At 43.1% G+C, this 12,203-nt stretch carries 11 protein-coding genes; 5 read left to right on the forward strand and 6 right to left on the reverse strand.

Annotated features, from left to right (window positions below):
• Nucleotides 1-114: 114 nt before the first annotated feature.
• Nucleotides 115-561, reverse strand: coding sequence for an exoribonuclease R (locus L1D31_RS06260; protein WP_239836187.1), 447 nt, complete (start codon nt 559-561; stop codon nt 115-117).
• A gap of 575 nt (nt 562-1,136) precedes the next feature.
• On the opposite strand from L1D31_RS06260, the gene L1D31_RS06265 reads away from it, so the two are divergent.
• The 5 genes from L1D31_RS06265 (at nt 1,137) to L1D31_RS06285 (ending at nt 5,562) form a co-directional block, all read left to right on the forward strand.
• A complete protein-coding gene (locus L1D31_RS06265; protein WP_239836188.1) occupies nt 1,137-2,345 on the forward strand; it encodes a NupC/NupG family nucleoside CNT transporter in 1,209 nt (402 codons plus the stop codon).
• Nucleotides 2,346-2,518: 173 nt separating this feature from the next.
• Nucleotides 2,519-3,748, forward strand: a complete 1,230-nt coding sequence (gene pepT, locus L1D31_RS06270) for a peptidase T (protein WP_239836189.1) — start codon at nt 2,519-2,521, stop codon at nt 3,746-3,748.
• Nucleotides 3,749-3,827: 79 nt separating this feature from the next.
• The gene (locus tag L1D31_RS06275) at nt 3,828-4,295 is read left to right on the forward strand and encodes a DM13 domain-containing protein (protein ID WP_239836190.1); all 468 of its coding nucleotides are present in this window, start codon (nt 3,828-3,830) and stop codon (nt 4,293-4,295) included.
• A gap of 141 nt (nt 4,296-4,436) precedes the next feature.
• Entirely contained in the window at nt 4,437-5,297 is an 861-nt protein-coding gene (locus L1D31_RS06280) for a mechanosensitive ion channel family protein (protein WP_239836191.1), read from the forward strand.
• A 79-nt stretch (nt 5,298-5,376) separates the two neighbouring features.
• Complete coding sequence (locus L1D31_RS06285; protein WP_239836192.1) at nt 5,377-5,562, forward strand: DUF1289 domain-containing protein; 186 nt, start codon at nt 5,377-5,379, stop codon at nt 5,560-5,562.
• Between the two features lie 65 nt (nt 5,563-5,627).
• Here L1D31_RS06285 and L1D31_RS06290 read toward each other — a convergent pair whose 3' ends face one another.
• From L1D31_RS06290 to L1D31_RS06310, 5 genes are all read right to left on the reverse strand, one after another.
• Complete coding sequence (locus tag L1D31_RS06290; protein WP_239836193.1) at nt 5,628-5,969, reverse strand: winged helix-turn-helix domain-containing protein; 342 nt, start codon at nt 5,967-5,969, stop codon at nt 5,628-5,630.
• A 122-nt stretch (nt 5,970-6,091) separates the two neighbouring features.
• Nucleotides 6,092-6,793: a response regulator gene (locus L1D31_RS06295; RefSeq protein WP_239836194.1), complete on the reverse strand. Its 702-nt coding sequence runs from the start codon at nt 6,791-6,793 to the stop codon at nt 6,092-6,094.
• Between the two features lie 227 nt (nt 6,794-7,020).
• Nucleotides 7,021-7,728 (reverse strand): response regulator, encoded by a 708-nt coding sequence (locus L1D31_RS06300; protein WP_239836195.1) that lies wholly within the window; start codon nt 7,726-7,728, stop codon nt 7,021-7,023.
• Nucleotides 7,721-11,032, reverse strand: a complete 3,312-nt coding sequence (locus tag L1D31_RS06305) for an ATP-binding protein (RefSeq protein WP_239836196.1) — start codon at nt 11,030-11,032, stop codon at nt 7,721-7,723. The genes L1D31_RS06300 and L1D31_RS06305 overlap by 8 nt, the downstream gene beginning before the upstream one ends.
• Before the next feature lie 168 nt (nt 11,033-11,200).
• Nucleotides 11,201-12,094 carry a cation diffusion facilitator family transporter gene (locus tag L1D31_RS06310; RefSeq protein WP_239836197.1) on the reverse strand — a complete coding sequence of 298 codons (894 nt, stop codon included), beginning with the start codon at nt 12,092-12,094 and terminating at the stop codon, nt 11,201-11,203.
• Nucleotides 12,095-12,203 lie beyond the last annotated feature (109 nt).

A 12,203-nucleotide genomic window follows, 5' to 3' on the forward strand; every position in this document is an offset into this window, starting at 1 on the left:
AACCAGCACTGACAGCCCTTAGTCTGGTTTTTGCTTCCCTTTCACACTCAGTATCCCAGTGGCGATTCTCACAATGATGTGAGGTTGGGTGATCGCAGTTCTACCGAGTTCGAATTAGCGACTTTGGCTAATGGCCGCGTATTGGCGCAGTAAGTCGGTTAACGTTGTGACCCACTCTAATGCGTTGGTTGGGGCTTGTTTAAGTAGCACTTCCACATGTTGACAATGGACTTCAAGAGGTATTGCCTGTTCAAGGTGAAACGAAACCGAATAGAAATGCCAAAGCAGTAAGCGTTGCATGCGTAGCGTATTTTGCTGTTGATTGTCTGATTCGCTGAAAAGGGCTGGCAGTTCACTCAAAGCGATCGCACTCATCCTCAACATGGCATCAAACTGCGCCTCTTGCAGTTTGTCTTCGGATTCCGTCTCATCGACATCGAACGTAAACAGCTCCGTCATCGATTCTTCTGCGATCAGGCGGTGGATCATTCGTAGACTCAGTTCTTCCAGCTCTTCTCTTGGGGTAGCTTGTAGGGATGAGAGGGTGTAATCGCGTTGCATGGTGATCTCTGGCATCTGTTAAAGGGGCGATTATTCTATACCGCTAGTGGCATAAATCTAGCTCTAATTGAGTTACTGCTTAACATGAAGCTCCCAATCAGCGCTCTAAATTGCTCCAAATAAAATAGCCCCACCAAACGGTGGGGCAATATGCAGTTGTGTTTGCGTTATTAGCTTGCTGACGTTGTTAGAGAATTCTTTTGCCACTAGTACGTTAGTTGATACTTTTATAAACCTAGATGGCAAATCGTGAATTGCCAAACTTTTTACGCAAATGAATTTGGTTACATATTAGTTATTGTGATCTTGGTTCATTATTTCATAGCAACAAAATGCACATTTTGTACATTTGCTGCTAGTTTCCCTAGTCAATCTTATCAGGGGTGAAAGTATTGCTTATAGATTGAGCACTTGAACGTTTGCGTGAAAATATGTGATGAATATCTCATTATGTTCGCTATACTTTCCGCCCGGTTAAGAGCAACAGCTCTACCAATACAAGCCGTCACATGGAATGGTGAATGACCCCACGGACCGGACCAGCTACTTTTCAATGCTTGTAGAGGTTATCTTTAATGAATGTCCTATTCGGATTAATCGGTGTTGCGACACTATTATTGTGTGCTGTGTTGTTGTCAGAGAGTCGCAAAGCAATCAACTGGAAAACAGTCTCTCGCGCTTTGTTACTTCAGGTCGGTTTTGCCGCTTTAGTCTTGTACTTCCCTTGGGGACAAACCGCACTCATCAGTTTAAGTAATGGTGTTTCTAGCCTATTAGGCTTTGCTGATGAAGGTATTGGGTTCTTATTTGGTGATTTAGCCAATACAGGATTTATCTTTGCGGTTCGTGTTCTTCCTATCATCATTTTCTTTAGTGCGTTAATTTCTGCACTTTATTATCTTGGTATTATGCAAAAGGTTATCGAGTTTATCGGTGGTGGTATCCAAAAGTTCCTAGGGACGAGTAAAGCTGAGTCTTTGGTTGCTACCGGTAACATTTTCCTATCTCAAGGTGAGTCTCCACTTCTTGTTCGACCTTTCCTTTCGCGTATGACTCGCTCTGAACTGTTCGCTGTGATGGCCGGTGGGATGGCCTCTGTGGCTGGTAGTGTGCTGGGTGGGTATGCCGGATTAGGCGTTGAGCTGAAGTACTTAATTGCCGCGAGCTTTATGGCCGCACCAGGCAGTCTGATGATGGCAAAGATCATTGTGCCTGAGCGTGAAACACCAATTGACCAATCTGATATTGAGATGGACAAAGCGCAAGACAGCAATGTGATTGATGCCCTAGCAAGTGGTGCAATGAATGGTATGAAGGTTGCCGTTGCTGTCGGTACCATGTTGATTGCGTTCGTGAGCGTGATTGCCATGGTCAACACGGGCCTAGAAAGTTTGGGCGACGTGGCGGGCTTTAGCGGACTGACGCTGCAAACGCTGTTCGGTTACCTGTTTTCTCCTCTGGCATGGGTAATTGGTGTTCCGGCAAATGAGATGTTGATGGCGGGCTCTTACATTGGCCAGAAAATTGTCATGAATGAGTTTGTGGCTTTCATCGACTTTGTCGAGCACAAAGCGCTGCTCTCTGAACACACTCAAGTGATCGTCACATTTGCACTGTGTGGCTTTGCCAACATAGGTTCGATTGCTATTCAGCTTGGCTCTATTGGTGTGATTGCGCCAGAGCGCCGCTCTGAAGTGGCTAATTTAGGCATAAAAGCAGTACTTGCTGGTACACTGGCGAACCTAATGAGTGCATGCCTAGCGGGGATTTTCATTCTACTTTAACCCATCGCTAGATTCTAAAATCTATAAAAGAAGTACAAAGCCCAGTTCATGAAGCTGGGCTTTACTTATCTATTTGAGCCAAAACTGATTTATAGCAACGTTTCGATTTGTTGTAGGCGTAGGATGGGAGCATCCCGTCTGGGATATTTCCAACAATAATAAGAGATACCGCTATGAATGAACTGATTCAACGTTTTTTGCGCTACGTAACTTTTAACACACAATCCAATCCTTCAAGTTCCAAATGTCCAAGTAGTGAAGGACAGAGAACGTTCGCCCAGTTTTTGCAACAAGAGTTAATAGAACTGGGGTTAAGTGATGTTTCGCTTGATGAAAATGGGTATTTGATGGCGAAACTGCCAAGTAATGTCGATTATGATGTCCCTGCGATAGGTTTTGTCGCTCATATGGATACCGCACCTGATGCGTCAGGAAAAAATGTCAAGCCTCAGATTGTTGAAGACTATCAGGGAGGGGACATTGCTCTTGGTAAGGGGGATGAAGTGCTTTCTCCTATTCAGTACCCCGAGCTGCACCGACTTCATGGGCACAACCTTATCACCACAGACGGTACAACACTTCTCGGTGCGGATAACAAAGCGGGCATCGCTGAAATTATTTCCGCTATCGCTGAATTGCAAGCGAACCCGAGTATTCCACATGGTGATATTTGTATTGGGTTTACACCAGATGAAGAAATTGGTCGTGGAGCGGACTTGTTTGATGTGAAGAAATTCGGCGCGCAATGGGCATATACGATTGATGGTGGTCCTGCTGGTGAACTGGAGTATGAGAACTTTAACGCAGCCAGTGCCGATGTCATTTGCCATGGTGTCAACGTACACCCAGGAACGGCAAAAAATAAAATGGTGAATGCCATGAACATTGCTGCTCAGTTCCTGTTGATGATGCCTACTGATGAAACGCCAGAGACAACGGAAGGATATCAAGGCTTCTACCATTTGAAATCTGCGGAAATGGCCGTTGCACGTTGCGAGTTAGGTTATATCATTCGGGATTTTGAACGTGATGGACTTGAGCAACGCAAGGCGTTTATGCAGAGCAAAGTGAACGAGCTCAATGAAACGCTAACCAAAGGTCGAGTAGAGCTTAAACTGACAGACAGCTACTTCAATATGAAGGAGATGGTTGAGCCACACCCTCATATCATAGAGCTAGCAAAACAAGCGATGATCGCCTGTGATATCGAACCAAACGTTAAGCCAATTCGCGGTGGTACCGACGGTGCAAGGTTGTCATTCATGGGGTTACCTTGTCCTAATCTCTTCACTGGTGGCTATAATTTTCATGGAATTCATGAGTTTATCAGTATTGAGGCTATGGAGCAGGCCGTTAAAGTCATTATGACCTTGTCAGAAAGAACCGCACTGAGTTACAGATAAAATCTTGATATATTCCTGTTATCTCATTGATTATCGTGTACATTTATTAGAGTATGCTCGATAAACAGAGGTTTCAGGGATGAAAAGGATTTTTTTACTGTTTACACATCTTATGTGTGGTGGTGTTGGTTTTGCAATTGGCATCTATGCCTTACCTATACTCATCCAGCCTGATTCACCTTCGATGAGCTCAGTAGAGAATGTCACTAACAATGCCGTTTATACGGCGACCTTCCAGCGTGATAGGAAAGACAGTGATTTTTTGCATTGGGGCGAAGGATCAGTGTCTATCAGTCAGGACAAAATCGCTTTTGTTGGTGAATTAGCTCCGGGGCCGGATTATAAGCTTTATTTATCGCCACAGTTTGTCGAAACCGAAGCTGACTTTAATCAACAAAAACAGACCATGGTGAAAGTCGGTGACGTGAAGACGTTTGACCGTTTTACTCTCGATTTACCGAGTGATGTGAGTTTAGCAGAATATAATACGGTGATAGTTTGGTGTGAAACCTTTGGTGAATTTATCACCTCTGCGCGTTTTAAATAGTGTCTCACAGCACATAGCCTGTATTTATAGCAATGTAAACTGGATCCTTCTCAACAAGTATGGGAAGTTATTATTGAGCATGTATAGATTTCTATGAGGGGCGTTTGCCCCTTTCTTATATAACAAAAACAGGAGCCGAGAATGGAGAAAGTGCAAGTTGTCATCGATTTTCTTCTGACTCATAAATTCATTTTCACAGCGCTGATTATGGTATGTGTAGTCGTAATCCGCCGCATCATTTTATCGAAGATACGTGGCGATGTTGCCTTTGTGTCTGAGAAACAACGTAACTGGATGTCACGCACCAAGAATGGTGCATTTGCCGTGACCGTTCTGCTACTTTTCATTCTGTGGAAGTCTGAGATCAATGAATTCGCTCTTTCGGTAACGGCGATTGCCGTGGCGATAGTTGTGGCATCCAAAGAAATTATTTTATGTTTTACCGGATCAATTCAAAGAGCCAGTTCTCGTTCATTTCGAGTTGGTGATTGGATTGAAGTTGGTAAGCTCTGTGGTGAAGTGATTGAGCACAACATGATGGCTACTGTCATTCAGGAAATCGATCTCCACCATGGCCAGTACCACTACACGGGGAAAACCGCGACCCTCCCCAATAGTATGTTTTTTACTTATCCGGTGAAAAACCTCAACTTCATGAAGCGCTATGTTTATCATAATTTTTCGATTGTTTTGGCTGAGTTTGTCAATTTGTATCCACTAGTGCCGATAATGATCGAGAAAATCGAAGAGCATTGCCATTATTTCAGCGATGTTGCAACACGTTATAACGCCATGATCGAGAAGCACGCTGGTGTTGATTTGCCGGGGGCAGAACCTCATATCCATATCAATAGCGGCGCGACAGGGGAGCAAGTGGTTCATTTCATGATTTTTTGCCCGACTGATAAGGCGACTCATCTAGAACAGGAAATCAGAAAAGACTTTATGGAACTCTATGAAGAGAGGTTCCTGCCAAAGAAAGACGAGGAGAAAGAGAGCTGAGGCTCTCTTTTTTGTGCCTAAAACGCTTCTATTCGACAGCTCTATCTTCAACCGCTAGTGTTAACATGAGAGGGTGAAGATGAAGACTGTCGTTGAAAAGGTGCCCATCCCTTGTGTGAGAAATTGCTGCCTTGATGGTGATGACATTTGCTTAGGGTGTTTTCGAACGCTCAATGAGATATTGGAGTGGCGCTCTTATACGGATGAGGAAAAACGCGCTGTGCTAGTAAGTTGTGCAGAACGCAGAAAGAAAAGAAGTCGGTAGCGCCCGATATTGATGAGATCAGTATGAAAAGTTTGCATGAGCTGAGCGCTTAATCGCTAAGGCATTCAATTAAAGAGATGATTAAATACATGCTCAAAATCTGCGATGGCATGGCGATTGATTCTATAACACACCTTAGGGGGATTCGGCTCTGCAATAATAAGCTCAGCTTGTTTTAGAATACGTAAATGCTCAGATACGGTTGATTGTGCCAGTTCTAACTGCGATACCAGATCACAGTTTAGGCAGCCTCCAAGGTTATCCAATGTTACTAGAATCTTAAGAATTCTAACGCGGGCAGGGTGAGAAAGTGCTTTTGCTTGGAGAGCAAATGCAGTTTCTAGTGCAATTTCAGCATCTGTTGTTGAGAATGCTCGCTGGTTTGCTAAGTTACATTGGTTAGTCATATGAGTGATACTAATCGATAATCGTCAAATCGCGATTGAATATACTGATGGTTTTTTTCTGGTGCAACAAAAAAAGCAGTCCTGTTAGTAGGGTTTTGCGAGTGGATAGATGTCTGCTAGATTCAGACACCTTCCGGTTGCATATCTTCCAATTGAACTCGAATTGGGTGCTTGTCAATGATTAAGCTGAGCTCTTTGAGCCGATTCACTAGGCGGCTATCGAGTAATGTTCCCGCTTTCAATAAACACCCGCCATTATTTGCAAATATATCGCCTGCTAACGTCATTCCTGCTTGTAGCTCAGCCAGGCTCGTGAGTGTAATAAATTGGTTGGAATTCGTTGTAGCATGAGGTGTTATCGCATTCGAGGATTCTCGATTAATGTCGGTTACGACATCATGGTATTGATGCTGTTGGTACAATTCTGAGTGTGCGGTGATCGCTTGCTCGATTTGCTCTCGGGTGTCTTTGACTTTAATCGGTTTTGACAGAAATGCGTCGATTTCGAAACGCATGCAGGTTGAGATTGTTTTGGTGTCTGAGAGCGCTGTAACAGCGATAATACTGGTTTCTGGCGGGGCTTTAGTATTCCCCATACGAATAGCTTTAATTAATTCTAATCCGTTAATATGAGGCATATTGATATCCGTGATGACCAAATCAATATGGCTTTGTGCTATTTTTTCTATTGCACTTTGGCCGTCTGCTGCGCTCAGAATGTTTTCGTAACCACTTTTAAACAGCATGCCAATGAGTGATTTGCGAGACAAGTTATTGTCTTCTACAACAAGAATGGTAAATATTCTAGGTTCGAATGTTGTCATAAACCTCTCCTTGTAACGATATGAGAGTAGCGTTGCTCGAATTATACGAGTTCTGCAAATATCGAACCAATTATTGATTGTTCAACTTCACCTGATTATTTCTTTTTTAAATCAATGATATATTTACTTGTTAAATAGGTTGGATGCTAGAATTTAACCCTAATTTGTCTCTCAATATTGGAAAGTTTGAGGTGTTCTCAGTTTGATTCTTAATCTGAGAAAGTGGTTTAGACGGCCATCTGTGTTTTGTCTTCTCTAACCACGATGCTATTTGTATCAACAATTTTACTGAGCTCAAATAAGCGTAAAATGAGCTTTTTGTTAAGCACAGTGCCAGCCCGAAGCAAGCAACCACCCGAGACGGCATTAATATCATAAACTAGGGTCATACCTTCTTTGAGTTCCGAAAGCTGTGACAGTTCGCGTACACGACTGTCTATAGACCGGATACGCTGTGTTGTTTCTTGCGGATTTTCTTGAGGAGTTAAGTCAATGTGGGTATCGACCTCTTGGTAAAAGTGTTGTTGATATAAACGCTTAGGCTCTGATATTGCACTTTGAATTTTTTCTTGTGCCGACTTTATATTGATGGGTTTGACTAGAAAAGCATCGACTTCCATCGCCATACAAGCTGAAATAGTGGAGGTATCAGACAGGGTTGTGACAGCGATAATTCGTGTGTCACAGGCAATTTTTGCTTGGTTGGTTCTTATGGTTTTAATCAACTCCAGTCCATTAATATTGGGCATGTTGATGTCTGTGATAATTAAATCAATTTTGTTCTCTGCGCATTTTTTCATGGCTTGCATGCCGTCTTTAGCGCAGAGTAAGTTTTCGTAACCACCTCTCACTAGCATCCCTACGAGCGCTTGGCGAGAGAACTTGTGATCTTCAACGATAAGAATCGTAAAATCGGCTGGGTCATAGTTACTCATAAATCACTTCCGTATCTTCGATGATTGAATGCTCAATTAGGTAGTTCTTTAAGCGTATCAGTTCTGCTTTGGCGTCGTTTAAAGTGTTCGATAGTTCTAACCAGTTTTTTTGATGTGCTGTTTTTTGTAAGATCTCAAATGTATTGGCGAGTTCATCAGCTCCCGCAGAGCGGGCGGCTCCCTTTGCAGCATGGGCAATTTGTTGAAGTTCTTTATCGCTTTGCTCAGTCACTGCAAGCTCTACTTTTTCTATATCTTCATTAACGGACTCCCAGTAGCCTTCTAGTAAAGGGCCAACAACCGATATCTCTTTAGTGCCTAAAAGCTGCTCCAAAGTAGACATACTGATAGGGGCTTGCTCTGATTTTTCTACGGGGATTTCGGTATTTTCTGGCGCAGTCTCAGGTTGATTGGCAGATTTATCCCCCAGTGGGATAGGGGAGAGCTTCATCCAGTTCTCTATTGCTTGATCGAGAGTTTTTAGCTCAACTGGTTTGGTCAAATAATCGTCCATCCCTGATGCGATACATTGCTCCGAAGCCTCAACCATCGCGTTGGCGGTAATGGCGACGATTGGCGTATGGCCTCGATTCTTGTCTTGACGTTCTATGTTCCTGATTTGATTCGCCAGTTCATAACCATCCATTACCGGCATGTGGCAATCCGTCAATATCAAATCAAATTGTCCATGCTTCCACTTGTGGAGGGCTTCTTGTCCATGCACGGCCATTTCACATTGGTAACCGAGGTGGCTGAGCTGTCTTTGAATAACATCTCGGTTGGTGGGTTGATCATCGACAACTAAAATGACGCCTGTTTTGCTTTTGGGAATGCCTTTATTGGTGTCATTCTCAAGTTGTTTGATGTTTTTTTCACAACTGATAAGGCCTCGCATGACACCGATAGCGGTAGTGAGCTCGCTTGGCTTAAAAGGCGTACATGGCATTACATAGCTGTTAGGTTTGGTTAAGCCAGATTCTGCGGTTGGATTACGAGTTAGAAAGATGAATTTTTGTGTATCCAGCAGAGGTGATCTGAACTCAGACAGTGGTTTTTCTTCATAATAATGATAGAGATCAGGGCCAATGATAATGAGATCGATGGTCGCACCGGCATTACTTGCGTAGTCGAGTACGGAAATCGCTCTTTGAATGGTGGCAACGCAATTGGTTTTACAACGAAAGTTTGCAAGATTGATATCACAGAAGGTAGAAATGTTTTGATCATTGGTGACGAAAAGGATTCTGGAGCCATTAACATAGTTTGGCGTTGGGTCTTGAGGGCCTTCTTCTACTTCTATGAAAGGAAGTTCCACAGAGAACCGGCTACCCACACCAAACCTGCTGTCTACCTTGATATCGCCTCCCATCATTTCTAATAGGGAGCGGGTGATAGAGAGGCCTAACCCCGTTCCACCATAGAGTCGAGTAGTACTGGTGTCTGCCTGACTAAAGGCTTTGAATAGTTTTTCAACCTGCTCCTCAGTCATACCAATTCCATTGTCTTCAATGATGATTTCGACGTAGGGCGCGATTTCATGCTGGTTAAGAGTTGCAGACACCCACACCTTACCTTTCATTTCGTCCGTGCTATCGGTGAATTTGACGGCATTACCAACTAGGTTGAGTAACACCTGACTGAGCCTAACACTGTCACTCATGATGACTTTCGGTAGGCTGGCATCATAGGTGAGATAAAGCTCAATTCCCTTGTTGTTTGCCTGTAAGCAGAGAACATCTAGTGTCCTTTCGATGAGTTTTTGCAGCTCAACAGGGACACTTTCCAAAGACATTTGACCAGCTTCTATCTTAGAAAAATCTAGGATGTCGTTAATAATATGAAGTAGGGTAAGAGCGGAGTCTTTGATGGTGGTGACCATACTCTTTTGCTCACCGTTAAGCTCTGACTCACTCAAAAGGCTCAACATTCCGACGACACCGTTCATCGGAGTTCGTATTTCATGACTCATGTTCGCTAGGAACATAGATTTTGCTTCACTGGCGGCTAATGCGATTTCACTTTCTTGCCTGAGATTAGCTTGTGCCTTTTTTTCTTTCGTGATGTCAATGTTAACACCACCCATACCAATAGGGGTGGTTCCATCCTGATCAAAGAGAACATCTGCAGCGGCTTTAACCCAGCGTATATTCCCGTCTGGTAATTGTATTCTGAATTCAGAGTTAAATTGAGTGAGGTTTTCTCGGGCTTTGTTAAGGGCTTCCTCGGCGCTGTATACATCTTCTTCTAATACTCGTTCTTGCCACATAGCGTAGTTGTTCTTACAGTTGTCAGGGTCTACGCCATATATCTCGTACATACGTTCATCCCATGAGAGCTCATTGCTTTTAAAGTCCCAGCTCCATATTCCTATCCCCCCAGCTTGAGTTGCTAAATTTAGGCTCCTTACTACCTCCTCAAGCTCACTTTGGCTTTTTCTGAGTTCATTCTGAGCTATCTGCTCTTTACTGATATCACGTAAAACCAAAACGATGTACTTTTGCGATTTCATTGTTATGTATCGAACAGAACCGAGCATGCTGAGAACGTCATTAGTTCGATTGACTTTTATGACGTCATCTAGTGGCACTTCTTGGTACATTTCCACACTGGAAAGCTTACTTTCGATGCTGTTTTCTGAAAACTCATAAAGGAGCGAGGTGAGGTTCAAGCCAAGCAGAGAGGTTTTGTCATGCTCAAAAAGAGAGAGTGCCGAGTCATTGACGTCGAGTATTCTCAATTCAGAGTTGAGCAGCAGCATATTATCGACGGCCTGTTCGAACATGACCCCCATTTGGACTTCTTGCTCATTGATGCGCTGATTTTGGTTAGAGACCAACTGTTGAAGCTTACGATTAGACTTTTTGAGCTCTTGACGAACTTGTTTCATTTGGCTGATGTCAGTTTGGCTTAGAATGAGGTAGTGGTTACCGCCTCCTTTTTTTCTCATTGCTTCCAAGTTGATACGTAGCCAACCTTGCTTTTTTTCTTGATTGATACAAATTTCACTGGTGTGGGATGTGGCTGCATGGACTGCGCTATGAAGACCAGCGATATGATCGTCACTGAGATAATGTGAGAAAAATTCAATGATATTACGGCCAATGACTTGGTTAGAAGGGAGTTGGTAGTATTTGAGAAAAGCAGGGTTGGCATAGAAAATGGCATTGGAGCCTACTTGGCCATCAAATATCACCATACCATCAGATAGCAGATCTAAAATGCTGGTCTTAATGCTGTCATCACGTTGTGGTAATGCTTTCTTTGGCTGTTTGTCTGCCAGTAATGACGTAAACGGGTTCTTCATAGGCGCCAACCTTGATGTGCTCGTGTTACTGCCTCTCCATTATGATATTGGAGATGTCTTTTATGAAATCATATACATAATAATAGAACGAGCTGGCGCATTTGGTAGGATTAATAACAAAATCTCCCTCTTCAGAGGGAGATTTCTAATGTTTTAACAATGGGTTAATTAACCCGCAATATGCAAATTAAGTCTGAGGTCGAGCGGTAGCTTAGAGAGTTTATCTTTCAAAATGCGACGTGTTTTCTCAATATCTGCGATAGCCACCTGTTTCTCTGCTGAATGGACATCAAGGTTCACTCTAAGCTCACGACCCACTTTAGTGACAGCCGTTAACTCAATTTGTTGTTTTACTTCTTTAACCAGTGCCGATACACCTTGATCAACTGCATCACAGATCTCATCACTAGGAGGCATCATCAGGAGTTCACGAACCGCTTCTTTAAGCATCTCATAGGGTACTTTGATGAAGTAAAAGGACATCAGAATCATCATCATAGGATCAGCGTAAACCGAATATTCAGCAAGTGGAGATAAGGCAACTACCCATGCAGCTATAAAGCCTAAAGTGACGGCAACACTTAATAATGTGTCCATTTGCCATTGTTTGACTTCCGCTTCGATTAAACCAGATGAAAAACGCTTGGACTTTTTAGCAATGTGCCACCACGCGTAACCACAGCCTAGAACATTGACTACACCAAACAAGGTAGCGATAGAGGCATCGACTTCACGTCCACCATTGAACACTGCGATAATGGCAGAATAAAGTGAGTACGCAACAATAAGAAGGATGACACTACCTTTAGTTGCGATAACAACTGGCTCTAAGACTGCTTTACCAAAGGGGAAGTGACTTCGGGATGGGCTTTGAATGTACTTAGATACTGCGAGCGACAATAAAGTTAGCAGCAGACTAACTGAAGAATAAACCCCATCAAAGACAATGACTAATGAACCAACAAGCAGACCGAGTACCAACCCGCCAACTGCAAAGCCTGAAGCTAAAAGGGCTGAGAAAGTCAGTATTCGTTTTTCATTTAAGCTTGTCCTGGCACACATAGAGTTTTCTCTTCGCTATACATACCTTTATTCTTCTCATACTGAGAGAATTTGACAAACTCGATCTGACTTTAAAATAGACAATGTTCTTTGCTTTAAATTAAAGTAC

Origin of the sequence: Vibrio sp. Isolate23 (assembly GCF_022398095.1) — a bacterium.
GTDB lineage: Bacteria > Pseudomonadota > Gammaproteobacteria > Enterobacterales > Vibrionaceae > Vibrio > Vibrio coralliilyticus_A.

Coding starts and splice junctions, on each gene's coding strand:
- L1D31_RS06260 (WP_239836187.1), bottom strand. CDS start 561: ATGCAACGCGATTACACCCTCTCATCCCTACAAGCTACCCCAAGAGAA.
- L1D31_RS06265 (WP_239836188.1), top strand. CDS start 1,137: ATGAATGTCCTATTCGGATTAATCGGTGTTGCGACACTATTATTGTGT.
- pepT (WP_239836189.1), top strand. CDS start 2,519: ATGAATGAACTGATTCAACGTTTTTTGCGCTACGTAACTTTTAACACA.
- L1D31_RS06275 (WP_239836190.1), top strand. CDS start 3,828: ATGAAAAGGATTTTTTTACTGTTTACACATCTTATGTGTGGTGGTGTT.
- L1D31_RS06280 (WP_239836191.1), top strand. CDS start 4,437: ATGGAGAAAGTGCAAGTTGTCATCGATTTTCTTCTGACTCATAAATTC.
- L1D31_RS06285 (WP_239836192.1), top strand. CDS start 5,377: ATGAAGACTGTCGTTGAAAAGGTGCCCATCCCTTGTGTGAGAAATTGC.
- L1D31_RS06290 (WP_239836193.1), bottom strand. CDS start 5,969: ATGACTAACCAATGTAACTTAGCAAACCAGCGAGCATTCTCAACAACA.
- L1D31_RS06295 (WP_239836194.1), bottom strand. CDS start 6,793: ATGACAACATTCGAACCTAGAATATTTACCATTCTTGTTGTAGAAGAC.
- L1D31_RS06300 (WP_239836195.1), bottom strand. CDS start 7,728: ATGAGTAACTATGACCCAGCCGATTTTACGATTCTTATCGTTGAAGAT.
- L1D31_RS06305 (WP_239836196.1), bottom strand. CDS start 11,032: ATGAAGAACCCGTTTACGTCATTACTGGCAGACAAACAGCCAAAGAAA.
- L1D31_RS06310 (WP_239836197.1), bottom strand. CDS start 12,094: ATGTGTGCCAGGACAAGCTTAAATGAAAAACGAATACTGACTTTCTCA.